Origin of the sequence: uncultured Campylobacter sp., assembly GCF_938039205.1 — a bacterium.
In the GTDB taxonomy this organism is placed as follows: domain Bacteria; phylum Campylobacterota; class Campylobacteria; order Campylobacterales; family Campylobacteraceae; genus Campylobacter_A.
In genome coordinates, this window is sequence record NZ_CALHVM010000010.1 from 1 (window position 1) to 25,058 (window position 25,058).

Annotated in this window: 27 protein-coding genes; 4 read left to right on the forward strand and 23 right to left on the reverse strand. The window is 40.3% G+C overall.

The window, feature by feature from the left end:
- The 18 genes from Q0394_RS01295 to Q0394_RS01380 form a co-directional block, all read right to left on the reverse strand.
- Positions 1-592 (reverse strand): hypothetical protein (locus tag Q0394_RS01295; protein WP_298945168.1); only part of this gene is annotated, 592 nt, incomplete at its 3' end.
- A gap of 252 nt (positions 593-844) precedes the next feature.
- Entirely contained in the window at positions 845-1,858 is a 1,014-nt protein-coding gene (locus tag Q0394_RS01300; protein ID WP_298945170.1) for a toprim domain-containing protein, read from the reverse strand.
- 39 nt (positions 1,859-1,897) lie between these two features.
- Complete coding sequence (locus Q0394_RS01305; protein WP_298945172.1) at positions 1,898-2,581, reverse strand: hypothetical protein; 684 nt, start codon at positions 2,579-2,581, stop codon at positions 1,898-1,900.
- A gap of 1 nt (position 2,582) precedes the next feature.
- The gene (locus Q0394_RS01310; RefSeq protein ID WP_298945174.1) at positions 2,583-3,395 is read right to left on the reverse strand and encodes a hypothetical protein; all 813 of its coding nucleotides are present in this window, start codon (positions 3,393-3,395) and stop codon (positions 2,583-2,585) included.
- On the reverse strand, positions 3,395-4,081 hold the full coding sequence (locus Q0394_RS01315) for a TrbM/KikA/MpfK family conjugal transfer protein (RefSeq protein WP_122866314.1): 687 nt from the start codon (positions 4,079-4,081) through the stop codon (positions 3,395-3,397). The genes Q0394_RS01310 and Q0394_RS01315 overlap by 1 nt, the downstream gene beginning before the upstream one ends.
- A gap of 10 nt (positions 4,082-4,091) precedes the next feature.
- Positions 4,092-4,526 carry a cag pathogenicity island Cag12 family protein gene (locus tag Q0394_RS01320; RefSeq protein ID WP_122866315.1) on the reverse strand — a complete coding sequence of 145 codons (435 nt, stop codon included), beginning with the start codon at positions 4,524-4,526 and terminating at the stop codon, positions 4,092-4,094.
- Entirely contained in the window at positions 4,526-6,373 is a 1,848-nt protein-coding gene (locus Q0394_RS01325; protein ID WP_298945176.1) for a type IV secretory system conjugative DNA transfer family protein, read from the reverse strand. The genes Q0394_RS01320 and Q0394_RS01325 overlap by 1 nt, the downstream gene beginning before the upstream one ends.
- The gene (locus tag Q0394_RS01330) at positions 6,374-7,315 is read right to left on the reverse strand and encodes an ATPase, T2SS/T4P/T4SS family (protein WP_298945178.1); all 942 of its coding nucleotides are present in this window, start codon (positions 7,313-7,315) and stop codon (positions 6,374-6,376) included.
- Positions 7,305-8,501 (reverse strand): type IV secretion system protein VirB10, encoded by a 1,197-nt coding sequence (gene virB10 / locus Q0394_RS01335; RefSeq protein WP_298945180.1) that lies wholly within the window; start codon positions 8,499-8,501, stop codon positions 7,305-7,307. The genes Q0394_RS01330 and virB10 overlap by 11 nt, the downstream gene beginning before the upstream one ends.
- A complete protein-coding gene (virB9, locus tag Q0394_RS01340; protein WP_298945182.1) occupies positions 8,498-9,412 on the reverse strand; it encodes a P-type conjugative transfer protein VirB9 in 915 nt (304 codons plus the stop codon). Before virB9 ends, virB10 begins: the two co-directional genes overlap by 4 nt.
- Positions 9,409-9,735, reverse strand: coding sequence for a hypothetical protein (locus tag Q0394_RS01345; RefSeq protein WP_298945184.1), 327 nt, complete (start codon positions 9,733-9,735; stop codon positions 9,409-9,411). Before Q0394_RS01345 ends, virB9 begins: the two co-directional genes overlap by 4 nt.
- Before the next feature lie 11 nt (positions 9,736-9,746).
- Positions 9,747-10,427: a type IV secretion system protein gene (locus Q0394_RS01350; protein WP_122866321.1), complete on the reverse strand. Its 681-nt coding sequence runs from the start codon at positions 10,425-10,427 to the stop codon at positions 9,747-9,749.
- Positions 10,427-10,609, reverse strand: coding sequence for a hypothetical protein (locus Q0394_RS01355; RefSeq protein ID WP_298945185.1), 183 nt, complete (start codon positions 10,607-10,609; stop codon positions 10,427-10,429). Before Q0394_RS01355 ends, Q0394_RS01350 begins: the two co-directional genes overlap by 1 nt.
- A gap of 1 nt (position 10,610) precedes the next feature.
- A complete protein-coding gene (locus Q0394_RS01360) occupies positions 10,611-11,564 on the reverse strand; it encodes a type IV secretion system protein (RefSeq protein ID WP_122866323.1) in 954 nt (317 codons plus the stop codon).
- 9 nt (positions 11,565-11,573) lie between these two features.
- Entirely contained in the window at positions 11,574-12,299 is a 726-nt protein-coding gene (locus Q0394_RS01365) for a type IV secretion system protein (RefSeq protein ID WP_122866324.1), read from the reverse strand.
- Positions 12,300-12,310: 11 nt separating this feature from the next.
- Entirely contained in the window at positions 12,311-15,070 is a 2,760-nt protein-coding gene (locus Q0394_RS01370; RefSeq protein ID WP_298945187.1) for a VirB3 family type IV secretion system protein, read from the reverse strand.
- 1 nt (position 15,071) lies between these two features.
- Positions 15,072-15,410: a TrbC/VirB2 family protein gene (locus tag Q0394_RS01375; RefSeq protein WP_298945188.1), complete on the reverse strand. Its 339-nt coding sequence runs from the start codon at positions 15,408-15,410 to the stop codon at positions 15,072-15,074.
- A 72-nt stretch (positions 15,411-15,482) separates the two neighbouring features.
- Positions 15,483-15,743: an EexN family lipoprotein gene (locus tag Q0394_RS01380; protein WP_122866326.1), complete on the reverse strand. Its 261-nt coding sequence runs from the start codon at positions 15,741-15,743 to the stop codon at positions 15,483-15,485.
- A 150-nt stretch (positions 15,744-15,893) separates the two neighbouring features.
- On the opposite strand from Q0394_RS01380, the gene Q0394_RS01385 reads away from it, so the two are divergent.
- Entirely contained in the window at positions 15,894-16,154 is a 261-nt protein-coding gene (locus tag Q0394_RS01385; RefSeq protein WP_298945190.1) for a hypothetical protein, read from the forward strand.
- Here Q0394_RS01385 and Q0394_RS01390 read toward each other — a convergent pair.
- The gene (locus Q0394_RS01390; RefSeq protein ID WP_298945192.1) at positions 16,151-17,458 is read right to left on the reverse strand and encodes a replication initiation protein; all 1,308 of its coding nucleotides are present in this window, start codon (positions 17,456-17,458) and stop codon (positions 16,151-16,153) included. The two genes, Q0394_RS01385 and Q0394_RS01390, sit on opposite strands and share 4 nt — an antisense overlap.
- A 753-nt stretch (positions 17,459-18,211) precedes the next feature.
- On the opposite strand from Q0394_RS01390, the gene Q0394_RS01395 reads away from it, so the two are divergent.
- Both Q0394_RS01395 and Q0394_RS01400 read left to right on the forward strand, forming a co-directional pair.
- Positions 18,212-18,385, forward strand: coding sequence for a hypothetical protein (locus Q0394_RS01395; protein ID WP_298945194.1), 174 nt, complete (start codon positions 18,212-18,214; stop codon positions 18,383-18,385).
- A gap of 2 nt (positions 18,386-18,387) precedes the next feature.
- A complete protein-coding gene (locus tag Q0394_RS01400) occupies positions 18,388-19,059 on the forward strand; it encodes a hypothetical protein (protein ID WP_298945196.1) in 672 nt (223 codons plus the stop codon).
- Between the two features lie 96 nt (positions 19,060-19,155).
- Here Q0394_RS01400 and Q0394_RS01405 read toward each other — a convergent pair whose 3' ends face one another.
- Both Q0394_RS01405 and Q0394_RS01410 read right to left on the reverse strand, forming a co-directional pair.
- Entirely contained in the window at positions 19,156-20,991 is a 1,836-nt protein-coding gene (locus Q0394_RS01405) for a response regulator (RefSeq protein WP_298945198.1), read from the reverse strand.
- Positions 20,992-21,082: 91 nt separating this feature from the next.
- Positions 21,083-22,234 carry a hypothetical protein gene (locus tag Q0394_RS01410; RefSeq protein WP_298945199.1) on the reverse strand — a complete coding sequence of 384 codons (1,152 nt, stop codon included), beginning with the start codon at positions 22,232-22,234 and terminating at the stop codon, positions 21,083-21,085.
- Positions 22,235-22,659: 425 nt separating this feature from the next.
- Between Q0394_RS01410 and Q0394_RS01415 the strand changes: the two genes are divergently transcribed.
- Positions 22,660-23,361 (forward strand): XRE family transcriptional regulator, encoded by a 702-nt coding sequence (locus Q0394_RS01415; protein ID WP_298945201.1) that lies wholly within the window; start codon positions 22,660-22,662, stop codon positions 23,359-23,361.
- On the opposite strand, the gene Q0394_RS01420 is transcribed toward Q0394_RS01415, so the two are convergent.
- Both Q0394_RS01420 and Q0394_RS01425 read right to left on the reverse strand, forming a co-directional pair.
- Positions 23,362-23,952: a cysteine peptidase family C39 domain-containing protein gene (locus Q0394_RS01420; protein WP_298945203.1), complete on the reverse strand. Its 591-nt coding sequence runs from the start codon at positions 23,950-23,952 to the stop codon at positions 23,362-23,364. It lies immediately after the preceding gene.
- Positions 23,945-25,045 carry a hypothetical protein gene (locus tag Q0394_RS01425; protein ID WP_298945204.1) on the reverse strand — a complete coding sequence of 367 codons (1,101 nt, stop codon included), beginning with the start codon at positions 25,043-25,045 and terminating at the stop codon, positions 23,945-23,947. The genes Q0394_RS01420 and Q0394_RS01425 overlap by 8 nt, the downstream gene beginning before the upstream one ends.
- Between the last annotated feature and the right edge of the window lie 13 nt (positions 25,046-25,058).

A 25,058-nucleotide genomic window follows, 5' to 3' on the forward strand; every position in this document is an offset into this window, starting at 1 on the left:
TGTCCTTGCCCATTTTCATCGTTCGCAATATCTCTATGTATCCCTGATAAAGATTGATCTCCGCCGCTTTTAGTATCTCCAGATCCGTACTGCCCGCCTCCCTCATTTGTTTGGCTATCGGAGTCGAAAAGACTTTGAATTCTACGTTCTCTTGAATTTGCGCTGCCGTCAAGAGCTCCGTCGCGGTTACGTTCAAGCTCTCCTGGCTGTAACCCATCAGCTCCAGGTGCCTGCACCATCTGTGTATTATCATCATGCGGTAATACGGCACGTCCGTATTCATCCACTCGTTGAAGATTTGGTCGTATGTTTTCTCGCTCAAAGTCCTTTTGAGCATCGTCCAATCCACTTGAAATTCCATCGGCTCTATCCCCGTTCCGTTGCTCATATCCTCCCTGATTTGAAGATATTCCCGGTATTTCTTCAAGGCCTCCTCGTCCTGCTCCTTCTGTGCGTCCAGGTATGCTTCTAGATATTTGTCCTCCTCCTCCGGCGTCATCCCCTCCCGGGACGGGCGAGGATACAGCATCAATACCTCTCTCATCTCCTCCTGCGTTAGCTCGTATTTGCCTATCTTGATCTTCTTTTCCATCTTCCGTCCTTTCCTTTATCGCTTCGTCTAACCGCTGGTTTATAGCATCCATTTGAGCTAAATTTGCTTCGCTGAATAAATTATCGCCGCCTTCGTTCCACTCTCTTTTACGTTTTGCCATATTTTAGCCTTTTAATAAAATCGCTTAGCTAAAATACTTGATGTTATTTTAGTATACTGAAGTTTAAAATATACTTATTTATTACTAATAACATTAAATAAGTATAAGATAGAGTATTTTAACTAAGCGTATTATCTTTCTTTAGTATCTTGTTGAATTTGTTTGCTCCGTTCTTTGGCCAGCTTGGTTTCCACGAGATAATCGGTATAATCAAAGCCTTTTTTGATCGGCTGCGGCCAGCCCAGTTTTTTAAATATTCTCTCCCAGTCGATTATCTCTATATTTTTACAAATGCCCGTTAGCTGCTTTTTTACGGCTTTTGCGCCGTTTGCCCCGGCTTCGTCGTGATCGTAACATATCGTCATATTCGTATCTTTGAATAAATTCAAATATCTATCTTCTATTTTTGCGCTGGCCGAGCCCAAAGTAACCGCCCTTAAACCTTTGGCCAAGGCGTTAAGGCAATCTTTTTCGCCTTCCATTAAAAATATGGGCGCTTGCAGATCGTTTCTGTATGATACTAGGTCGGCCATATTAAATGGGCAACGTCTCCTATTTTTTGAAAACATAAGCTTTGGTAGCTGGATCATATTCCCGTCTTGACCCATAAAAGGGGCGGGGTTTTTGTTGTATTTCCAAAGAGTCAAGCAGTTTCCAAATTCATCGCGTATAGGCATTATCAGTCGATCGGCCTTTTTGGAGTAGCCTATTTGGTATCTTTTGGCTATAGTTTCTTTTTGTTCCTTTGTGGCCGTGGGCAGCGCGGCGCTTAAAAGCTCCCAGAAGTGCGAAAAATTTTCAAGCCTTTCTTTTTGAAATTTGTCTATGTAGTCTTGAGTAATAAACCCCTCTTTATAGGTTTTATCGTTCAAATCCGTATGAGTATCGAAGCATAGATCTATTTTTTGATTCGAGAGTTCGTGAAATTTGTCGAAAGCGGCCTTTTTGGAGTAGCCGTGAAATTCTACCATCAAATCGATCACCGAGCCGCCCCACCCGCTCCCGAAATCTTTGATTTTTCCGTTGCGAGGATTTATTGAAGCCGACGCCGTATGCTCGCTCCTTAGCTTAAATTTGCCGTTTTTGTCTATTTCGTAGCCCAAATTGTTTAAGATATAGGCCGTTTGCATTTGTTCTTGCGTCATAAAAAATCCTTTTGCCGTAGCGGAGCAGCTCCGCTACGGTCATCTTTCTTGTTCTTGTGATGCTTGAGCTATGATCATCTTCTCTCCGGACGCTATTTCAGCTTCGGTGCTGTTCGTTTTTATTGCCGGGGATTGGACGCTTTTTATGAAAGCTCCCCTGTTTTTCTCAAAATCTATCTCAAATTTAGCCGATTTGTCTATTTGGTTAATGGCTTCCATTAGCTTAGGATACTTTGCTAAGGTATCGTTTTTGGTTGCCGAAAGGGTAAATTCTACCCCTTCAGAGATAAGCTTATTAAATTTAGCCACAAGCTCCATATCGGAGTTTTTATCGAACGAATACCCATCCTTGCCTTTTGTGGCGTATAGCTTTTCCGCATTTTGAATAAGCTCTCCCGTCTCGCTGCGCTTTTCGGGCTGCAGCTCGATGGCTATTTTACTAAATCCGTAGGCCATGCCCTCCTTGGATATCCCGGTTTGATAATAAGCGTCGGCTTTCATAAAGATATTCTCCCCGACTTCGTTTTTAACGCTCATATTGACGGGAATTTTATCGGCTTTTACGGCTTTTAGAAACGTATCGATCTCGCTGATCTTATAAAAAACGTCTTTAGCGTTGGGCTTTTGGCCTTCGTATTCGTTCAAAGACCCAAAACCGACTAGAGTCTTTTGCTCGCCCGTTTTCTTGTCGGCATATTTGCCGGTCGTAACAAAAACGTTCACGTCATTCTCCTTTAGTTAAATTTGATTTTAGAATTATCTTTTGATTTTTGCCGTCGTCGACGATGCTCATTTTATCTTTGGGGATATTTAGGATTATTCGATCTTTGTCTCGCGTTACCTTGATATTTTCCAAATTTGAGCTCATTTCGATAACTCGCTCTAACTCGGCGCTTTTAAAGAATACGCCTGCCGCCAAAGCCCCTAAAACGAAAAACATAAAAATGTTCAAGAATAAAACCGCTATCGCGCCGTTTTTAGTGATCTTTAGCATTTTTGCGAAAGATCCGTCGTAAATTTTTACTACGGCATTTAGCTGCTTTTCGATGTTATCGACGTGATTTTCAAACGGCTTTATCGTACTTTCTTGTTTGGAGATGAAATTCTTTAAAAATTCATCGTAGCCCGAAACGACGTTTTCTAACCTTGCTTGAGTGGTTTCTATGAAATTGGTAAATTCATTCGAGAATTTCTTGCTCTGCTCCTCAAGCCTTAATAGCTCTAAATTATCCGAGAACTGTCTAAATTCGTTATATGCTTTTTGCAGTATGGCCGCATAATTTAGCCTTTTAAAATCTTCGTCGCTTGGAGGCTCATTAAAAAACTTAATGAATTTTTGCGTAAGCCCTAAAAAATCGTCAAATTTGACCGATATCTCATCGTATATGGACTTATCGAGCCCGTTTGAGGCCTCTCTTTGCATCCCTATGGATATTAGGCGTGCTATTTCGTCTTTTAGCTGCCTTTGACGCTCTATTAGGACTGAATAGTCCAGTATTTCTTTTTGGCCTTCATTCTCGAATGAAACAAAATCCATCAATTGACCCAGCAGTCTTTATTTATTGGTACTTTTTTAAAATACTTGACGATGCTTCCGCCGTTATCGCCTTGAGAGTGGACTTCTTGCCAAACCGAGCCGCCGTCTTTAGCTTTTAAATCCATATACTCTTTGTATTGGATCTGCTCGGTCTTATATCCGTTATCCCAATCTTTTTTGGCGTAAAATTCGTCCGAGCAAACGTATTTTCTAGATGTCAAATTCGTGTATTCGTGCGCTATCAAAGCCTTGCAAGACGCCGGTAGCTTCGGGTCGATCCTGTAGTAAGTATCGCCAAAGTCGTGTTTGGTTTCGATCCTGGAATTTAAGGCTTTTGCCGTGCAGTCGTCTCGTAAATTTACGAGGACGTTATCTCGCAAATCCGTAAATTTGCCGTCTTTTTCGGCATCCTCGCCGACTGGGCAGAGTTTCAAGAAATTTTGCCTAGCTCTTAAAGTGTCTTGCCATTTTTTGTGTTTAATGGAGTAGTATCGTTGGATGGACGGATCGCACTCGGGCGGTCTTTGGTTTGATGAAAGGCAAAGTATGGCCTCGCACGCCAACCTCACGTCTCCCGTTAGAAGATCGGGAGGAGTGGTAACGTTTTTTGGAAGCTCAAGTGCAACGGCCGAAGACGAAATCAATATACCGGCCACGATAGGCAACATTTTACCGACTTTTTTCATAGTAACTCCTTTATTGGGTTTTTTGATCTTTTTTGTGAAAAAATAGGATATTTACCCTATCCTTGCTCATTTCTATAGACGATACGGGCTGAAGCTCTATTTCGGCCGTTACGCCGTTACTTCTAAGAAAATTTCGATACTCGGTCGAGACCTCGTCGGCTCCTATGATTATGATTTTTGTAGCGTTATGCGCGAGCAAAAACGTCTTTACGACCTGATCGTTTTTAAGTAGCTCTCCGTCTGATCCCCTTTGGGCGTGTATATTGTAAGTCCAATTGTTCGTCTGTAAAAAGGGGTCTTTGGGAACGATATTTTCGTGCCTTAAAAGCAAATTTTGATTTATGGTTATGTTCGATCCGCCGTCAAGTTTAACGGGATCGGGAGCTTTTGAGGAGCAGCCAGCCATTAAAACTAAAAGCGGTATGAGCACTACGGTTGGTTTCATTACTTGTTTCCTTTTATAAAATTTCGGTGTCTGTCTTCGATGTCTTGTTTTAATCGCGCTTCCAGGTCGGAGATGCTTTGAACGGGAACGTCTATTTTAGTTTCCCCGTTAAGGGCGGCCTCTTTTAAGTCGTCTTCGCTGATGGTTTTGCCTTTCTTTTTTGCTAAGCTAGGAGACACGGTCTTAAATTTTTTGATAAAGTATGGATCGACATAATAAAAAGCTTTCTCACAAAAAATAGGTTTTCCGTTGTCGATCCTGATGATCTCGTTTTTAAAATCCATCTCCTGGAGCTCTTGAGGCAGCATTAGCGCCCTTTTGACGTCGCTTTCGCTACCTCCGCCGCCTCTGCCTATATTACGAGACCTGCTTTTTACGGTTTTGTAACCCAGCAACCTGCTTATGCGTTCGGCGTCTTCTTCTTTGGGGGCATAATAAATTTGGCAAGCATGATTTTTTAAAAGCGTCTTCGCGCCCTCTCTGCCGTATCCCTCAGGCTGCGGCGCTTCTATTTGGGAGTCGGACTGATAAGCTATCAAGCTGCGCAACCAATACCCGGCTATAAAGGCGATAGATTTCAGGTATATTGGCAAATAGCCTATGGCGGTAAATTCGTCCATTATCAGTAAAACCTTATGCTTGATATCCGGGTTCTTTTGCGGCAATTCTTTGGTATTGGACAAAAGAAGCTGCTGCCAAAAGATATTTAAGATAAGCCTAGCGTTATTGATTTGATCGGGAGTTATACCGATATATATGGTCATCTTCTTTTTTCTCAAATCCCTAAAATCGAAATCGTTCCCGCTCGTGGCTAGTCGCACGTTATCGTTTCTAAAAATCATCAGCGGCGCATTAAAAGAGCTTAAAACGCCGCTCCTGGTGTTGGCGCTTTCTATCGCAAAATAAGCGTCTATAAATTTTTGAGTTTTTTCTCTCAATACGCCAGCGGCGCAGAGAGTATCGTAGGTATCTTTAAACCCGTTTATCTTTGTTTTAGTCCCTTCCCCGTTATCTACATAAAATCTCAAACCCTCGCTTAACTCCAAAATTCCATAGAGAGTAAAGCTACAATTTAAATTATTGGCTTTTAAAAATGAAACGCCCAACCTGGTGTCTAATAAGTCGTGGCACATATAACAAATTCCGGTAAAGAGGTTTTGAGCGTGCATATTGAAAAACTGGGTATTGCTATCGCCGATCAAAGGATAAAGTATGTTCGCAAAATCCATCAATTCGCCGTCGGCGTTGTTTCCGTTCATGTCGATGTAGTGCAGAGGGTTATATCTATGAGTGCGTTTATCGAAGGGGTTAAACAAAAATACCTCGTTTTTAAGCACTTTTTGTCTATATTTCGAAGTAAAATCGAAATTTTCTTGTTTGATATCTTGAGATACTACCGAGTATTTCCAGTCTAGTAAATTCGGTATTATCACGCCTACGCCTTTACCCGACCTGGTACCCGCACCGAGCGATACGAATTGTTGCCCGCCGAAACGTAGCAGCTTGCCTAAAAATTTGCCTATGATTATGCCTTCGTCGCCGAATAAATTCATTTTTCTAACTTCGGCCGCGGTAGCGAATCTCGCCTTGCCGTATAGGCTTTGTTTTTTCGGTAAAAAAGGGATGATGGATACTAAAGCTAGGCTAAAAACGGAGGCTATGCCAAGAGATTTATAAATTTGAGGATAATCGTTGATGACGGCTTTGTAGGTAAAATCGAGACTAAATTTCTTCGGTATCATCTTTACCGCGTCATTTAGGGCAAAACACAAAATACCGGTCAAAAAATACGCCATTGTTGCAGCGATCACGAATAAAAATACGACCTGCCCTTTGTTTAAACCCATTTAGCTTACCTTGGCGACTTTTCCGTCATAGATATACTCTATGACCTTTCTTTTTCCTTCGTGCTTTTTAAACACGATGATTAGATCTATAACGGTTTTTACGATGTCTAGTATCATATCCTTGCCGATCGTTCGTGCCATATCGTTTTGCATAGCCATCATCACGAGCCTGTTATAGCAGCTTTCTATACTGCCCGCGTGGCAGCTGGTCATAGATCCGTTATGGCCGCTTGAAATAACGTTTAAAAAATCGTAGGTCTCGCCGCCGCGAACCTCGGCCAGGAGAATTCTATCAGGCCTCATACGCAAGCAAGATTTTAGTAGCGTAGAAGAAGTTACGGGGTCTCCTAGCTTGGCTTCACTGGGATAAAACAGTTGAACGTAGTTTTTGTGCTCGTAAAATTTGATCTCTTCGACGTCCTCGATGGTGATGATACGATCGGTAAAAGGGATAAAGTCTATGAGAGTTTTCATAAAGGTCGTTTTTCCGCTTCCCGTTTCGCCGCAGATAACTATGTTTTTTCCGTTTTTTACGGCTTCGGCAAATGCTGCGGCCGTCTCGCCGTCTAACGAGCCGTTTCTTATATAATCGTCAAGCTTATAGCGCACCTTGCTTGGTTTTCTGATGGTGATGGACACGACGCCGCGCGAGGTCGCGGGCTGGATCACGACTTGAACGCGCTCGCCGGTGGGCAATACGCAAGACATGATCGGCTTGGTTTTATCTATTTTGTCGTTTTTGAAGCTGGCCGCAGCCTGCGCGAACGAATTCGCCTTTTGCTCGTCCATAGAACTTTCTTCGCTGCCCCAGTTACCTAGTACGTCCTCAAACCAAATCAAATTTCCGCCCTGGTAGCATATTTCGTTGATATTGTCGTCGTCTAGGTATTTTCCGAAAAAGTCTTTGGCGTATTTATTCAAGACCACGTTTTTAGTTTCCATAATTTGCCCTATTTACTTTTTTGTTATTTTTAGTAAGCCTATAGACCTTTGAAAAGTCTATATCGCGGTTAACATAGACGCCTACGATATCGCCTTGATTTTTATAAAGCGTAGGCTCGATGTTGATAAATTTCTCAAGAGCGGTATTTGCCATTTGCTTGGTAGTTTCCCTGGTGTTTTCCGTATAATCGACGTTATCTCTGCCTCTCTTGCCGTTAAAGAGCACGTTAAAGCCGTCGTCTATAACACTAAGAAGGATGGACGCGCCGAAACGCTCGAGCCAGTGATGATCCACCCAGCCCTCTATGCCGCTTCCGCCCAACTCGTCGCTCGCGCCGCTATATACCGGGATATTGATATGATTTGGCGTCCTGATCTCTTGCCAAACTACGAAAATTCGATTCATTCCGTCTTTCATCTGTCCCGCCTCGAAAAAGCCCGTTATTTTTGAACCTTTCTCGATAAGCAGGACGCTTCCGTTACTGCTATAGACGTCGTTGCTTACCGTGCAGCTTATTCCTCCTTTTATGGACGAAACGAGCCTTGTATCTAGCGAACATCCGATATACGTGCCTTTAGGAAGAAGTAAATTCGGATTGAACGCGCCTTTTTTGGCAGCCGTAGGAGTGAATGTTTGCCCGGCATAAGAGTTGTCCGTATCGTCTTTTAAGATACTACGTTTACCGATAACGTTTCCGTTTTCATCGACCATATATCTTTCGTCGCTCGTTAGATCCGTGGGCATCTCTCTAACTTTGCCCGCGGCCGCTTTTTGATTCGATACCATCACGAAGCTGGAGCCTTTGAGAACTTTGAGCTTTGGAGGAGGGGTATTGCTCTTTGCGGCAGGGATAAACGGATTATCTTTGGGCTCTTCAAATTTGGGAGGCTCGGGCTCGTTTTTTTCCAGCATTAGCTGTTTAAACGATTTTTGTTCGGGCTCGTCGTCTTTAAAATCGAAATTCGCTTTTTTGACCTGAGTGCCTATCTTGTCTTGCGCGACCTCTTCTTTTTTGTTGCCCTTGAAAAAATACAACCCGACCACCAGCAAGGCTATCAAGCCAAAGCTTATGACCGCGATAGCCTGAAGTTTTCTAGTATTTACCTCTTCTACGCTAAGCTCGGGTTCTTCAAATTTTAGATTTTCGTCGCTTGCGGTATCGTTTTTCTTATCGGGATCGCTCATTGCGTGATCTCCCTATTTACGGATTTGCCCGTAGTTTCTCTAGTCTGCTCGAGCGGATTTTTGGCATATCCGCTATTCATTATCCCGACTAACTTATTACCGCTTCTTAGAAGTATTTGTTTTGCAGTCTGATGAATGACCAATACGTCGAATTTTCCGTCTTTTTTGAGGTGAGTGTTTAAAATGCTCTCCTTATTGGTCTCATCGTATAAGAATACCGACGGGATGGTCTTAGTGCTGTTAAAGCCTAAATACGTGAATACTCCGTCGTCGTAAGCAAAATCGGGAGCTATCGTTTCGCTGCCTTTATTGACATGCATATAAAACTCCCAATTCCTAGGTATCGTAGTGCGCTTTAAATCTTTTTCTATCTCCTCTTCGGCCTTGGCGCGCTCTTTAGCTAGCTGTTCGCTTGCGGCCGCGGCTTGAAGATCCAAAGGATAGAGGAATTCGACGCGGTAATTGGTCTTTTTAGAGCTTTGCAAAGAGAGGTCGAATACGTAAATACGCTTATTGGTCGTAACTATGAGGTTCGTTTTCCAATCCTCCTCATTAGGCTGGATCACCAAAGATTGATCGTATTGAATTTGGTTGCCGTCCTCGTCGTAGGCCTGTTGCTGTTCGGTAGGTTGAGCGACGTAAGATTTTGGCTTGATGAAAAGAAAATTCTCCTTATCGACTAGATCCCAGCCGTCGCTAAAACCCGTCGCGATATTTACTATCCTTTCGTCGTCAGCAAATTTGACCATCGAGACGTATCCGTTTTTGGCGTTGATCAAAAATACGTCGTTCGCGTCATATTGTGCAAACGTCATCCTTTTGTCGGCTTTAGCGGATTCCGGGACGTTTAGGGCGTATAAGTTTGCGCCAAGTCCTAAAATAAGCAAAGATGAGATAATGCTTGTTTTCATCGGTCGATACCCTTTTTATTGTTTTCATTAAATTTTCTGATAGCGGATAATACGTTTGGGATGAGTTCTTCTCTACGTTTTTTAAACTCATCCATAGACTCTTGCCTGATTTTATTTCTAAACTTAGTCTCCTCGGCATTGACGGCGGCATTTATAAAGCTGCTTAGTAGAAGGCCTATGACGATGCCTACGGCGTAGATGTTTAAGCCCTCAGACGCTTGATCGATCCGTAAAAGGAAAATTGGACAAAATACGAGTAAGACTATGGCCGAGATATAGATCGTCGTCCTTACTACCCCGAAATTTAGTATTTTTCTGATCACTTTTTGCTCCTTTATCTCGAAATTTCGATATCTACGCGGTAGGTCAAGACCTTAAAGCCTAGCGGATTTTCCAGCCTCTCTTGCTCGGTGATCAGCTCATTTGGCGCGTAGTCGTAGCTTAGAGTAGCTATCTTAGCCGTTTTTGTAGAGATTTTTGAGCTAACGTCCACGCTTTCCTCGTTAAAGCGTATGGTAGAAGTCTTCACGCCGTTGCTCTCGCCTAAAACTACCGAGTTTATGTCTATCTTCACTTCGGTTTTGTTTTTTAATCTCTCGGCTCTGCCGTTTGACCCGACATATACGCTTCTATACTCCTCGGCCACTTTAGGACTGGAGAGAATTTGAGTTTTTATATAGTCTTGCTGCAAAATTTCGTAGTAATACCCTTCCCTGATCTTTACGTATGTAGCTATGAAATATTTGTCCAAAGCCTCGTTTTTGGTCAACACCTCGTCTTTTACGGAGGTTACGATATCTACCATTCCAGTGGTATCGTTTACCCTGATAACGTAAGGCTCTACGGTTTTTAAAGGCGTCAAAAGCGCCACCGCCCCGACCGAAATGGCCGCGATAAAAAGAGAGATAAAGGCTACAAGCCAAGCTCTGCCGTTAGATTTGGCCACCAAATACCTGATGCTGGCCTCGTATGTTAGCGATGAGTTTATATCGTAGTCGTCTTTTTTAGCAGCCATCAAAGAACCTTGCCTTCTTCTTGTTTGGTTTGATTGACGGGAGACCAATCTTTGCTATCGAATAGATCCTCCCACTTGGCGGCCGAGCTTTCCTGCGGCGCGTTGCTGGGCAAGCTTTTATTTGTCGCCGCGCATCCCGCGAAACAAAACGTCGCGATAAAAATAAATATCAAATTTCTCATATCATCTCCTGTATAATCTTTTGCCTATGCTTCTACCCATAGCCTGCCCCATCCTAGAGACCACCCCGTTCGCGCCGGGCGCGCGCAAGAATTGACCGTATTTATATGCCGCGTATCCCATGCCTCCGGCTACGGCTCCCGCGCCTCTCATGCTAGAGCCTATGGCAGAGCCGACTGCGGTATCGAACGAAACTTGAGCGAGCCCCTGGGCAAGGCCTTTTGCAAGGCTTAAAAGACTACCCATAGTTAGGCCAATAACAAACATTTGAAAGATAACCCTAATAGTTTGATCTCCAGATATACCAACTATCCATTTGCTCATAATTTCCGTAACTATTTTCATAAAAAGACCTACAAAAAATACGGTAAAGACGTTGGCTAAAAATAGATTAAACCACTGGATCGAAATTTGCCTAGTCTGCTTATAAAGAAAGCATATGAAAGCTAAAGGAAACACTAGTATCAAAATCGATAAGGTAAGTGACGTGCCTAAAACGGTAAAAAATGCGGGCAATAACCCTATAAGAAACCCCGCCCAAAACAAGAGGGCGTATAATCCGCCGACGTATTCATGGTTTTTTAGAATAGTATCGCTAATTTTATGAGCGACACCATATAAGCTATCTATGGATTTATATAATCCCAAATCGCCGCCCCCGGCCCAGGCATTAAGGCCTTTAAAGGCATCGGTAATGATAGCTATATACGCGCCTCCGCCTAGGCAAATAGAGCAGATCACGGCCTTTGTGAAGATATTCCAAAGTATAGTCCTCATCGGCTCCTGAGTCCTGCCATACATAACCTCTAAGCCTTGATAGATAATAGAAATCAAAACGCAGGAGGCTATCACTAGCCCCAAGGTGTCTATCTTGTCGGTTACGGTCTTGTCCGCAGCCTTGTCAAGAAATACATTTATTTCTTTACCAAGGTCTTGAAATAAGGTTGAACCGCTCATATTATTGCTTTACTTTCCTCTAAACGATAGTCCGACGGGCTGTGCTTCACCCTTAAGATAAAGCTCCCTCTCTTGCTCTTTTAGAGCATCCTTTTGCCTTTGCCTGGTAAGCTGATAAATTTCTATTTGAGTTTTTTCGGCCTCCAAAAGAGCTACCTGGGTTTGGATAGCGTTGCCGATATCTACGCTTTCTTTGATATCTTTCGAGCTTTTGAGTTTTTTAGAAAGCTTATTGATCGTAGAGACGTGATCGCTGATATCTTCGCTGCGCTCTATGTAAAATTGAACTTCTTTGAATGTATCTTGACGTTTTTGGCGACAAATGGTTTGCTGGTCTTTTTCTATGAGCTTATCGTCGCAATAGTCGTATTTTAGAAATTTGTCCATAAGCTCTTTTTCTTTAGGGCTAAGCTCGCTTTCGTTGCCGTAAGCGCCCGATATGCCCATGATAGAGCCCTTTAGGCTTTTTGCTTGGGCATAGATATCTTTTAGCTCCTCGACGAAGGCTACGGCGTCTCTGATGCCCGTTTTCGTGGCGAGCTCCTTTGCGTAGGCGTCTATTTGATTTTTATAGTGCTGCGTAGTCCTCACCCACCTATCGGCCTCTTCCAGCCAAGTTTTGACCTGCTCGAAGAATTCGGTCTGTCTTTGTCCGAATGCCGCTCCATCGTAAACGGGGATGCCCGAAGCCGCTAAATTTAAAGCTACAGCCAAGCTTAAAACCAATTTTTTCATAGATGTCTCCTTTATGCCGCTTCGTATAGCTTTTTTAAGCTATGAAGCCTTTGTTCGTAATTTAGATTCTTGTCTTTATTGATCTTTTCTATGCTCTCTATATAGCCCTTGGTAGTAGAAAGTATTTTTAAATTCGTCCTTCCGACGTGAGCTAAATTTATCGAGGCCACGGCTCTTTCGTTTGCCTTTTTGATCAAAAATCTATATGCGGCCGGGTCTGTGTTAATAGCAAATTCGTATTCTTCTTGGGTAAGTTTTAAGACGCCGCAGTAGTTTTCTTTCTTGCCTTTTGGGTTTGCCAGGATCAGCACGGCCGCGCTTTGTTGTATGATGGCAGGAGCTATAGGGATTTCGGAGAAGTCTTCGACGGATTGAGTGCCTAAAACTATAAAGCCGTTTTTCTTTCTGATAGTCTTTTCCTGGTTAAAAATTTCATCGGCTACGACGCGGTTCCTGATCCAGTCCCAGGCCTCATCTATAAAAAGGGCGAAGCGTCTGCCGTCCGTTAGATCAAATATCCTCCAAAGGATATAGTGCGCGACGGCTCCGTTGATCTCATTGTCGGCTAGCAAATCAGTTCCGTCTATGCCGTAGACGTTGATATCCTCGTCGTTAAAATTTAGCTCGTCCGTTTCATTATCGAATACCCAGCCGAACTTATTGCCCCTTTGCCAAAGCTCTAAGCGCGATCTTAAAGAGTTGGTCTCGTTAGAGTCCTCCGTAAGATGCTCTAGGACTAAAGAAATACCGAATTTTCTCTCCTCTTTTTCAAAATTGAACATCACACTTTCTATGGCCGCATTTAAATTTTTCTCTTCCAAAGTCGTTAAAATTTCGCCGTTTTTAGTGACGAGCATTTTGATCAAAATTTTAAGTTTTCTGAGGTTTTCGGGCGTAGTATCGACCATAAACGGGTTAAACCCAGTAGGCGCTCCGCCGTCTATGGAAATGTATTTGCCCCCAAGAGCGATGATATTGCCCATTGCGCCCTTGTCTTTATCCAGGTAAAAATACGTAGCTTTTTTCTTGTTTTCGGGGAGAGAGTCTAAGAAAGTGGATCTGTCTTGAAATTTGCATAGCTGATCGAGCAAAAAATTCATTAAGACTGTTTTTCCGCTACCGCTTTGGCCGACCACTAAAGTATTGGCTAAAATATCGTCCTTGCCGAAATCATCGTCGGTTTTTATCTCGTGAAAGTTAAAATAATACGGAGTCCCGCTCGGAGTTTTTAGTATCGTGACCGCGTCTCCCCAACAGTTTTTATTTTTTCTACCAGATGCGAACCCGTGCATGGCCATTAGACTGGCATAGTTTTTACTTGAAATGCTGTGAAGCCTTGGGCGGATGGCGAAATTTGCTGGAAACTGGGCGAAATAAGTAGCCGGTAAAGCGATATTTGAGATCGAGGCCAAAAAGCCTATATCGCTCAGTTTGGAGACCATGGCGTTGGTCTTTTTTTCGACGTCTCTTAACGTGTCTCCGTATACGACTACCGAAAAATGGTATTTGCCGAAGCATATACTGCCGTTAGCAAGCTCGTCGAGCGCTTCGTCGAGCTCGGCTATTTGGCTTATAGCTTCGTCTTCGGCGCTTACGAGCCTTTTTCTTTGCTTGACCAGGCCGTCTCTAGCGTCCACCTTGGCCATAGGCGTGAAGCTTTGCGTGATCGTATAATCGATGTCCATATACATAAGCGCGTCTAAGATGCCCGAATACGTAAATTGCGTATAGTCTTTAAACTCTACGGCTTTGGCGAATCTTTTCTTGCCGTCGCTGAAATTTAACTGCATGGCCGAATTTGAAAACATGATCGTATCAAGACCGCCGTTAAGATACTCGAATAACGGAGCGTTAGAGGCTCTGACTGGTTTAAACTCGCCTCCGATCAGATAGTTGTAAAACTCGAGCTGGGATGAAAAATCGACCCCGTCTTTTTTATAAATTCCAAGCCTTGAAGGCTTAAAGGCCTCAAGGCTAGCGCTTATGGAGTCGCAATATTCGCGCATGGTTTTTACGTAGCCGTTTAGCTCTTTGACGCGTTTTTCGACGCTGTCTTTTTTGAAGCTCGATCTCTCCAGGCGTCCTAGTGGAGAATAGGCCATCGTTAAAAATAGCTTGTTTGACTTGGTGTTTTCTTTGCTAAAGCCGTCATAGTATTTTTTATCAAGGTCATTCAAAAATTCATTTTTAAAATTCGACTCGAGCCTATCCTCGCTAGGCACTTTGCAATTATGGAAATAAAACGATACGGGCTTATCCGTAACGCTTCTAAAAAGCATATTGAGCCTATTTTTAAACTGATCAATATCTATCTCGTCCTCGACTTCAAACGAAACTCCCTCTACTTGCCAAGTGGCGAGCAGCTCGTAGTCTTTGGTGACTACTATGTCGCCTATTAGGGTTTGGTAGGGAATAAATTTATCAAAGCTTGGATTTTTATGTAGACCGATCGCGCTGATTTTAGGAAAATCGTTGTTAAACGGCATTTTTGAATAACTTTGAGAGTTGTAGGTTTTGACTTTATAAAATTTCTTTGCTGCCGGGTTTGAGAGAAATCTCATTTTTAAGAACAGTAGCCTAAAAATAGACTCGTCCTTTTTAGAGATCGCCCTCATAATCAAAACCGACGGCACCGTGAATGCGAACATTTTTAAGTCGACGTATATGGACATCAGACCGAAAAAGGCGCAAACGAAAAACAGAGGGATGATGGGGACGCCAAAAAACATGGCCGGCCTGGTGAGTCCTTTATACATCGCCTCTGTTTGCATCTTAAATATTTCCTACCAAAAGATCGGCGATAGCTGCAGCCGAAGCTATGAGAACGGCGCCTATGATGATTGGGGCGCACTCCCTGATAGTTTGGCCGCCGAATAGCACCTTATAGCCTACCACGAATATAGCTATGGTAACGACGGCTACGGCGGCGTATTTGAGCCAACTAACGACGTTTTCGAGCAGAGTATTGACTTTTTCTAGACCACCGCTCGCAGGCGCGGCCAAGATATCGGTCGGAAAGAAAATTAAAATCGCAAGAGTTAAAAGAAGGGATATTTTTAAGAAATCAAAAGAGGTTAAATTTCGCTTATAGGTTGCCCCCCCCCCCCGCAAGAGTTTGCTGAAACAAGGCTTAGTTCAGCGGACTTATTTGAAATCATTGCTTTAATTGCTCCTTTTTTAAGATTATTTTTCATCGGTTTTCTCAGATTTTTTAGCTGAAAGGCCTATTGGCTTGCTTTCATCAATCAGATATTGCGCCCTTTTGGCGTTATGGCAGTTAGCCATTTCTTCTGCGTTCATTTTTGACGCTTTTTCGCATTTTGCGATCTTGGCCGCTCTAGCATCGTCGTTTTTCTCATAGTAGTCCACGGTATATATTTCTTCCTTCCCGCAACCCGCTAAGAAAAAAGCGCCGATAATCGAAACGGCTATGATTTTTTTCATTCGCGCTCCTTTGTATAGATTTTGTTTAATTATAACATAACTTTTTGGGCTAAAATCCGCAATGTGTTATAATTGTTCGCAATCAATTCTAAAATTGCCGTTATTAAAATCGTAGCGTATTTTTTTACTAAAATCAAGAAAGAGCTAACTATGGACGATCGCGAGAGGATTTATACGCTCAATAAAAGGGAGATGGTCAAGGACTTGGATATGTCCTTGACGACTTTTTACAACTGGCGCAAATATAGGCCTAAAGTTTTTGACCTTATCTGCTCATACTACAAAGGCGAACTAGAAAGCCTGACTCCACTAGAACAAGAGATGCTGAAGTATTTTAGAGAACTTAGCAACAAAGACCAAGAGATACAAACGGCCGAGATGAAGCTTAGAAACCTCAAATCAAAACCCTAGATATCGTCAAACAAGCTTCTTTCTTGCTTAGCCTTTGCGGCAACCTCCCCTTTTTCTTTCAGCGCCCTTATCTCGTGCGTGATCTGCTCGTAATAATTTTTATAGAGATAGATCAAAAATTTCTTTGCCCGGCCGTATGAAATCCTTTTATGGGTGTTAATATAATATAAATCCCCTTCGCGGCTCATAGCGACCTCTCCGAACCGGTTTATCTCTTCAGGCCTTTTAAATAGCGAAACGCCGTAGTAGTATTGGCTGATGTTTAATAAAAAATCCATCATAGCGTTTTCGGGTTTATCCGTATCTATCTCGTAAACTCTCGTATGACCGTCGTCATAAGTTTTTTTAGCGTCGATGAGATTTCTAAATTTTTCTATAGCTAGATCCACCGTATCGGCCTTTCTAGTCCTAAACTGCTCGAGATAGTCTTTTTGAAATTTAAACGTGATGATCTTGTCCTTGCCGTGTATTTCATAGTCGAAATGTAACTTGCTTTGGAGATCAGGAATAACAATATCGTCAAAATGGATTTTATTACTTAAAAAATATATAAATCCATTTGGCAAATCTGATAATTTTACATCAAATATCCCCTCTAGCTCCTCTTGTTTAAAGTCGTATTCGGTTTTATAGTTGTTAGAATTCGTATAGTATTGGATCTTGGCCACCAAGGCTTCGTAAAACCTGATGGCGTATTTACTCGTAAAGCTGTTTAGCGTCTTAAAATCCAGGTGCGTATAATCGGTCTTTTGCCAGCAAGCCGTAGCTAACTCCTTTGCGAAGCTGATCTCGCAGGTAGCTTTCTTGCGCTCCTCGCCCTTAGTCTTGAAATTTGGAGTTATAACGAGCCTGGTCTTTTGCCAGATGATAAATTCGTCCTTTTCCCAGTCTCTGTAATTGTTTAGCTCAAATGCTATATTCTCGAGCTTTTCGACGGACTTTATAAAATTAGTCCTCCAATTTTTCGCATCGTCCACTACGCGCTTAAATAGCTCCAAAGGGATCACCAGGGTAGTAAATTTTACAGGCTGAGTATCTTTTTTAACGCACTCTTGAAGGGTTTTTAGTAAGAAATTTAAGACCTTTAGGTCGTATATGTTTATCTTTAGCCCTCTTTTGTCGGTTACTACCTTGCCTCTAATGACGGAGTTGGCCTTTAAAAGTTTGATATAACTATCGTCCTTTAAATAATCGGCCTCATAAATTCTTTGTTCCTGCGGATCTATCACCACCGGAGCGAAAAAATCGTCATAACCCTGCCCTTCATCCAGATCGTCGTCTATATCGGGTATATCTTGAGGCATTTATTTCCTTTATTGAAAATTCTTAGGCGTCGTTTTTTAACTTCGCCGAAATTTATCCCTTAAACCTATGAAAAAACTCAAAAATCATAGGTTTTTGATGACATGCTGCAAAAAATCTTGGCTTTTTAGGGAGTTACGCTCAAAAAATGATCGAATTCGGCCATTTTTTACTTAAATATAGCTTATTTTTAAGTCTATATTCAGTAAAAATATAATTTTTTCCCTAAAATGCTAAGAATTATAGCCGCAATTTTTGCTATTGTCAAATTTTTTCCCTAAAATGCTAAGAAAAATCAAAAAATCTTAGCTTTTTAGGGACTTGCAATAAAAAATCATAGCATTTTGAGGAGTAAGCGCTTAAATATAGCTTATTTTAAGCTTATTATAAGTAAAAATGGCTATCTATCTCCCTAAAAAGCTAAGAAAAAAAGTAAAACTCCCTAAAAAGCTAAGAAATTTAAAGTTTATCTCCCTAAAAAGCTAAGAAATTTAAAGTTTATCTCCCTAAAAAGCTAAGAAAAAAATTTAAGTGAATAACTCATTTTTAACCCGCTCCACTCGGCTCAAAACGCATGTGAAAAACTCAGTTATTCACACCCCCTAAATTTATAAGAATTTAAATTTAATAAGAATCCTAAAAATAAAACAACTTAATTTTTATTAAAAAAATTTGTATTAAAGCCCCCCATTAAAGCCCACTTTTAGACAAATAAATCAAATTTGGTAAAATATCATCGGTAAAAAGGAGAAAATATGGAAATTTTAGAACAGAACAAAGACTATTCGAAACTCAAAATATTTGACGAAATCAGGCAAAAACACGGTATTATAGTCGCTGCTAGCGGTCAAACCGTATACTACGCAGACAAAAAAGGCATAAAAAGGATCGCATATGCTTTGAAATGCAAAATTCATCATAAGGGCTAGACGTGCAACAAGACTTTGAAATAACTGTTAAATCTACCGATAACCTCAGAGACGAGCTTAAAACGCTTTTTAAGACCAATGAAGCCTATAGGGGCGAAGAAGCCAGAGCTCTTATACAATCGCTAAGCGTCGTCGATAAAATGCTAAATTTTAAAAACAAACAAGATATGAAATTTTCAAAAGACAAGATCGACGTCAAGCTAAAAATGGAGAGCGGCACGTATGATCTTGAAATTCCTATGGGTGAAGACAACTTTTCAAAACAGCTTGATCGCTTGATAGATTTGACGAGCAAGGATATATCAAGAAATAGGCCGACGCGGCAAGAAAAAGAAGAGTATCAAGCGATAATTGAGAAATTTGGAGACGGGGGCATTGAAAAATTTAAAAACCCGGAGCGAGAAAGCACTTTTGATAAGGTGTTGGCCGGAAGCCTAAAGACAATCGAAACTATATCACAAACCGCCGGCGAGGAAACATCGCAATTTGTAAGTTCTTTTGTAGCTACTATGAAATCGGCCATAAACCAAAAAGACCAAGAGTCGATGTTACAAAAAGATATAAAAAATATTCTTCAAATTTTGGCTAAAAATGGAAAAGACAATAACGAAAAACTCGTTAAGAAGGGCGAAAGAGTAAAAGAGCATAGTAAAGAACTAGATATTACTAAATAATTTATTTTATAATAAATAACGTTACTTTATGATATAAAATAATAACTAAAACTTTCCTATACTAAAGTATAGTATAAAGTTATAAATAAACATTTTTTATGCTAAAATATTAACTTTTCTATAAAATTTATCTTTTTCATCTATTTTTGTATTTGCCTCAAGCTCGTTATTTAAAAATGATATATTATATAAATCCTTTGCCGTTAGGGTTTTATTATCCCCCAGGTATATCAAGAACTGTTTTCCATGCTTAGTAGAAAAGGATTTTATAGCGCTAGCTCCTATTTCCTGGAGCGTCTTATATTTGCCGTCGGTATCTAGTATGCCTATATTATTAAAGCTTATAGAGCCAAGCTCGATGTCGCTCATGGCTTTAGTTTCTAAATTTAGGCTTGCCCTTCTTGTTTTATCTCCTAAAAGCTTACCCGTATCAGAATACAGCTCCGTTACTTCTATTTCTCTACCGCTATCAAATTTTAAGGTTATAGATCCATTATCGTTTAGCTTCATAGCTATTACGCTATCGCTGTCGTTCATCATTAAGGCCGCTTTATTCGGATTAGTATCAAAGGCTCTTTTTACTTTCTCTAAGTTTTCTGGGCTAAATTCTAGCCTTGTAGCCTTTTGGAATTCATTTTCCATGGCGATCATGTATGACGACTTGCTACCGTTTAGCCTGCTTATATATTCGTCTGCATTTTCTACGTTATACTCTTTTAGATTTTTTGATAGCCACTCTATGTCTTTTGCGTGGGCGGTGGATTCTTTTTCGTAGTCTCTATAAAATTTCATAAAGCTATCTCTTTGATAGTTTTCATACGAGAAGTCGTCGCTCGTCTTTTTGCTTGATATGATCGGATTAAATTCATTAAGCTTAAGGTTGCCGTCAAACCCAGCCTTAGCGTAAGCAAAATTGTTAAATAGGCTATTTTTATTAAATACGTTATTATTTCTTAGGTCTACCCAGCCGTCTTTATCCGCGTATGCATCAAAGAAATTTTTGACGCCGTCGCTTTCTATCTTTTTGTATCTGCTTTCTGGTGCAAATACGGTGTATGGGTTTTCGTTGTAGTAAAAAAAGCGATTATCGATCTTTGAGATGTCGACTTGAGTACCACCTTTAGTATTTAGATCCTCTATTTGCTTCCGCCAATGGTTTATATCTATATCTTTTTTAATAAACTGCGTCAGATCTATACCGCTGGTTACGTCGCTTAAATTTGCTATCTTTTCGTTGCCGTCCTTATCGTATCCTCTAACCTTGAGCTTTGAGAATAGCTTATCGGAGCTATTTAAAATTCCGTCGCCGTTGCTGTCGAAGTTAAAAAGCATTGCATTTGAGCTAAATTTGCCGATACCTAGCTTGTCGTTATCGCCGTATAGATCTAAAAATACCTCTACGTCGCCGTATTTAGTTTTTAGTATATTTTCGCTTGCATAGTCGTTTAGATTGTTTCTGTCTTGACTTAGGATGGTATTTGATTTGCTGCCTTTAAAATATCCGCCGCCGGCAAATTCTTCTATTACGGCCCCCCCGGAATCTGGCAAACCGATAGAAAAACAATATCCGTCATTCCCATACGGTCCTTGAAATCCATTATATCCGTCTTGAGTAACTCTATCCGAGTCGTCCATATTGGACCACATAGGCATATTTGCCCTATGAGCGCTTGATCCTAAAAACCCGGTAGAATATCCATTTACATTATCAGATCCGCCTTTATATAGATAGGCTTGCGAATTTTGCATTAGTATATCGTTGGCCGTTTTTAAAAGATCGTATTGCCTACTGATATATTCATCCTTACTTATTGCCTCATTGCCCACCTTGACTAGCTCTTGTCCGGCGAGTCTAGATGCGGAAGCTTGCATTTGGCCTTGTCTCAATAATGATAAATTTACGTCATAGCCGTTTCTTAACAGAATATCCATTTAAAATCCTTTTAAATGTTTTAATACCAAATCGGCAAATTTTAAAATTTATTTAGGCAAGGGCGGATAATCCGCCCCATAAGAATACTAGTTAGTAAACTTCCCTGACGTCTGCTGCAGCTAGATTGCCGTTTGCGTCAACATATGCTCTTAATTTACCCAATGGAAAATAGTTTGTATTGCCCTGTAAATCACCTATAACTTTATTTACAAAAGTTAAGTCCATTTTTAAAGCGGGGCTTTGTTGATAAACAACCATATCGCTTAGATCATCCTTGCCTATATTGGCAAACATTGGTATATTGGTATTCCAAAAATAATTAGTTATACCAAATTTTACAATTGTGTCAGGGAATATTTGCCAAAAGTGTCTGTCTAAACTAATAACAGCATTTGCATCATCATTAACTCCATTAGGCTTTCCTGGTATCGGAGTAAATACTGGTTTTATCTGATGGCCGGCCTTACCAATCGAACTATTACCGGTATCTAAGCTTTTCCATCCAACTTGATATGCTTGGCCTAAATCATTTGCCTGAATATATACGTTTTCATTAAATGGTATAGGTTGGGCTGTTCTGGCAGTGGTTGTTCCTCCTGTTGTTAGTGTAAATTTTGAGCAAAGATAGCCATTTTGATCAATAAATACTTTCATATACGTGCCTAGCCTCGATTCTCGATCGAGCAGAACAATATCTTTGCCGTATTGTGCTAGTTTAGTTTGACTTAGATTTATGTTGGCTCCAACACTGTTTGAATTAAGAATTATACCTGTATAAAAATGGTAAGCACTGCAACTATATGGTTTTTTTCCTTCATTATCACAAGTGTAGCCTGTTTTTTTATATATTTCTGTAGTATTGAGTTTTGTTAAATCTTTTGCCGTCAAAGTTGGATCATTCTGTTTTTTGTTATGCACTATATGAAGTATAGGGTTGTTTGTACTATCATAAATAGTGGTTATTGTATCTCTGACTGAATCATAACTAAAGTTGTTTATGGGTATTGGAGTATAGCTCATTGGTGATGGGCTATTATCACTCTTGTGTATATAGCCATATGGAGATGTGTTTTTGCTCTTAACTTCATTAGCCTTGTCTGTTTTTGGCTTAAGATTTTTTATCAATTTAACAGCCTCATCTATATTTTGAACAGGCTTTATTTGATATTCAGAGGCAAAGGCGCTTAGCCCAACAGTAACAGAAAGTAGTGTTATAGCTAGTTTTTTGTTAATAGGTTTCATTTTAATTCCTTATTATATTTTGATGTGTTGGTATTATTATCACCAACACTAATTAAGGCACTACAACCAACAAGATTTAGTGCAACAAAAATTACAAAAAATATTTTTTTCATAATTTTCTCCTTAAACAATGATAAAAACGTGGATAATTTTATTGAATATTAATTTTTGTCACACTATAATCAGAATGTTTCAATATTCGACGGCGTGCGGGCCAAAAGCTATATTCAAAGATTTAGTTATTTATGTCTGCATGCTGTTCTCCTTATTCTAATCTCCAAATCTAGGCAAAAGTTGTATAAAAATACATAGAAAGCTTGATTTTTATGTATTTTTAGGGTACAATACCTAAATCTGTAGTGGCATTATACTCCAAAATTGTGTTTTAGTCAAGGGTAATCTCTTAATAAATAGGTATAAAAACAATGGAAACTCCTAAAATAGGTGAAAAAATTAGAGAATTAAGAAAAAAAGTAGGCATGAGCCAAAAAGAATTTGCTCAAGCTATTGGTGTATCTTATGGTGCCCTTCAAGGCTATGAATACGGGGAAGTGGAGCCGCGAAGAGTTATACTTCAGTCTATAGCAGCTCATTTTGGAGTTCCATTAAGCTATTTTATCCCAGTTTCTAAAAAACCGAGCCTACCAAGTTCTAATCTTGCTAATATTCTTAGTATTATTAATGATACCGAAAATAAAAAAATCTATCTAAATTTCTACGATAATATTAGGGCAAGTGCCGGGTATGGTTCTTTTACTGATGATAGTGTGGCAAAGAAAATACCGGTTAGCGCACAGTTTTTGAGAGATGTTTTAAGAGTACCAGTAAAAGAGTATGATATCATAAGAGCTATGGGCGATAGTATGGAACCTTTTATAAAAGATAACGACTTGGTTTTGGTGGACAGGAATGAAATGGCAAGAAATGGCGATATAGTTATTGCTATCCTTGAAGACAGTTTATATGTAAAAAAATACTTGTTTGATCCAATACGAAAAATCATTAAGCTTACATCACTTAATGATTTTTATCAAGATATCATTATAAAGCCGCAAGAGCAGATACAACTAAAGATTATAGGTAAAGTTAGAGCTAAATTTAGTGTCAATCCAAGTTCTTTTAAATAGTTATTTTTGAAATAGGCTTTTATTTGGCAGTTCTATATTATACTCTCTCTTAAAATCATTGTTGGGAGCAAGAATTAGAGCATAGCCGCCCTGGTTGTTTTTATCCCATACGCTATAAAATTCATTTTTACTGCTGATATACTTTCCAAAGCTTGGGTCTAAAACTGTTATAAAATCCCCTGGATGATTTATAACTACGACAAAATGAGGATATCGCGGATCGTTTTCTATCCTTACGAGAACTGGAATATTTAGTTTATTTAGCAGCTCGCGGCTAATTTGATAACCTTTTGATTCATACCCTAGTTTTGCTGCAGCGTCTTGAAGTTGCTTAAAGCTTACCATATCGGTATTTAAATCCTTATGATTTTCCCTCATCTGCTCCAATGTATCTTTTTCAGATATATTTTTAAAGTCGAGATTATTAATTAGAGTAGCGATAGAGGCTGCACCACAAGATTCCTCATAGGTTTGCCTGACCACACTTTGACTCCTGAGTTCTCTATATGAACTCACAGCAAACTCTGCCTTTAAGGCAGAGTTTAAAGCAATAAACAGTAATATATAGTTTATAAATATATTACTAGGCACTAATATTCACTTTACTAATCTTGCCCACTTTGCGCAGTATTTCCATTATATCCATCCCCTTTTCCTGCTCAACTTTGATAAATTTCTCGAAAAACTCGCGCTTTATATCCTTATAAACATAGGTTTGGCTTTTGCTAACGGCTTGGATAGGCTTAAATTTATTCTCTTCGGGCGTTTCTTTAGGAGCTTGATCGCTTGTTGCACTTTCTTTTAGAGCTATATTTTGTAGTACGTCTGCGATGCTCTCGCCTTTTTTAAATGCATCTTTTAAGAAATTTAAAAACTCTTTTTTAGTTGCTTCATCTGCGTAGCTCACTCTTTTTTCAAGTGGTTGATTAAGAGATCTTAGCCTTACCTTTTCGGGCGTTTGATCAAAATTTAGCTTTCCATCTTTGAGTGATATCTTGACGTTTGCGTGATCCCCCAGTATCTTTTCGGCGGTAAATTCGAGCCATTTATCTTTAAATTTATCTATGTCCATATCGGAGTCGAGTAAGTCGGTGATCTCGCGCAGCATAACAAACCCCGGCATAAATCCAGTTCCTACGCCGCCTAAATCCGTGCGAATATCGTCGACGTTTAAGTTTTTATATCCGGCTAGCCCCTCGTTCGCCGCTAAAGCTTTAGTACTGTCTATAAATTTTTTTAGCTCGGTAGCTTTTTCTTTGTCGATACTAGAATCAAGCCCGTTTATCTTGCCCCACACGCTGATTTTATCGTCCTTAGTGTAGCCGCTTAGCGAAAATATCCTCCTTATGGCTACTGGCTCGTTCGGATTTAGACCAAGCTCTTTACGCCAGCTATCTTCAAACTTTTCAAACCCCATTTTTATTCCCAGCCATTTGCTTAAGTTTTTACCCGTTAGCTTCCCTGGATCGACATTTTCCGCCCAAATTTTGAGCTGATCTCGGTCTAGTTTTTCTGGATCAAGAGCGTCATAATTAATAGGTTCGGTCAAATTTGATCGAGACGGCGCCGAATTTGAGGTTAAATTTATAGCCTCTTTCTCCTCGCGTGCTTTTAAATTTCGCTCGTGAGCGCTACTAAAATCATAATTTACGTTTGCGTTAAATCCGTTTAAGCCGTTTATCATTTAAAATCCTTTT

Bases quoted from the DNA above. Each gene is read 5' to 3' on its own strand.
- Q0394_RS01300 (WP_298945170.1), bottom strand. From the start codon at position 1,858: ATGACGCAAGAACAAATGCAAACGGCCTATATCTTAAACAATTTGGGC.
- Q0394_RS01310 (WP_298945174.1), bottom strand. From the start codon at position 3,395: ATGGATTTTGTTTCATTCGAGAATGAAGGCCAAAAAGAAATACTGGAC.
- Q0394_RS01315 (WP_122866314.1), bottom strand. From the start codon at position 4,081: ATGAAAAAAGTCGGTAAAATGTTGCCTATCGTGGCCGGTATATTGATT.
- Q0394_RS01320 (WP_122866315.1), bottom strand. From the start codon at position 4,526: ATGAAACCAACCGTAGTGCTCATACCGCTTTTAGTTTTAATGGCTGGC.
- Q0394_RS01325 (WP_298945176.1), bottom strand. From the start codon at position 6,373: ATGGGTTTAAACAAAGGGCAGGTCGTATTTTTATTCGTGATCGCTGCA.
- Q0394_RS01330 (WP_298945178.1), bottom strand. From the start codon at position 7,315: ATGGAAACTAAAAACGTGGTCTTGAATAAATACGCCAAAGACTTTTTC.
- virB10 (WP_298945180.1), bottom strand. From the start codon at position 8,501: ATGAGCGATCCCGATAAGAAAAACGATACCGCAAGCGACGAAAATCTA.
- virB9 (WP_298945182.1), bottom strand. From the start codon at position 9,412: ATGAAAACAAGCATTATCTCATCTTTGCTTATTTTAGGACTTGGCGCA.
- Q0394_RS01350 (WP_122866321.1), bottom strand. From the start codon at position 10,427: ATGGCTGCTAAAAAAGACGACTACGATATAAACTCATCGCTAACATAC.
- Q0394_RS01355 (WP_298945185.1), bottom strand. From the start codon at position 10,609: ATGAGAAATTTGATATTTATTTTTATCGCGACGTTTTGTTTCGCGGGA.
- Q0394_RS01360 (WP_122866323.1), bottom strand. From the start codon at position 11,564: ATGAGCGGTTCAACCTTATTTCAAGACCTTGGTAAAGAAATAAATGTA.
- Q0394_RS01365 (WP_122866324.1), bottom strand. From the start codon at position 12,299: ATGAAAAAATTGGTTTTAAGCTTGGCTGTAGCTTTAAATTTAGCGGCT.
- Q0394_RS01370 (WP_298945187.1), bottom strand. From the start codon at position 15,070: ATGCAAACAGAGGCGATGTATAAAGGACTCACCAGGCCGGCCATGTTT.
- Q0394_RS01380 (WP_122866326.1), bottom strand. From the start codon at position 15,743: ATGAAAAAAATCATAGCCGTTTCGATTATCGGCGCTTTTTTCTTAGCG.
- Q0394_RS01385 (WP_298945190.1), top strand. From the start codon at position 15,894: ATGGACGATCGCGAGAGGATTTATACGCTCAATAAAAGGGAGATGGTC.
- Q0394_RS01390 (WP_298945192.1), bottom strand. From the start codon at position 17,458: ATGCCTCAAGATATACCCGATATAGACGACGATCTGGATGAAGGGCAG.
- Q0394_RS01395 (WP_298945194.1), top strand. From the start codon at position 18,212: ATGGAAATTTTAGAACAGAACAAAGACTATTCGAAACTCAAAATATTT.
- Q0394_RS01405 (WP_298945198.1), bottom strand. From the start codon at position 20,991: ATGGATATTCTGTTAAGAAACGGCTATGACGTAAATTTATCATTATTG.
- Q0394_RS01410 (WP_298945199.1), bottom strand. From the start codon at position 22,234: ATGAAACCTATTAACAAAAAACTAGCTATAACACTACTTTCTGTTACT.
- Q0394_RS01415 (WP_298945201.1), top strand. From the start codon at position 22,660: ATGGAAACTCCTAAAATAGGTGAAAAAATTAGAGAATTAAGAAAAAAA.
- Q0394_RS01425 (WP_298945204.1), bottom strand. From the start codon at position 25,045: ATGATAAACGGCTTAAACGGATTTAACGCAAACGTAAATTATGATTTT.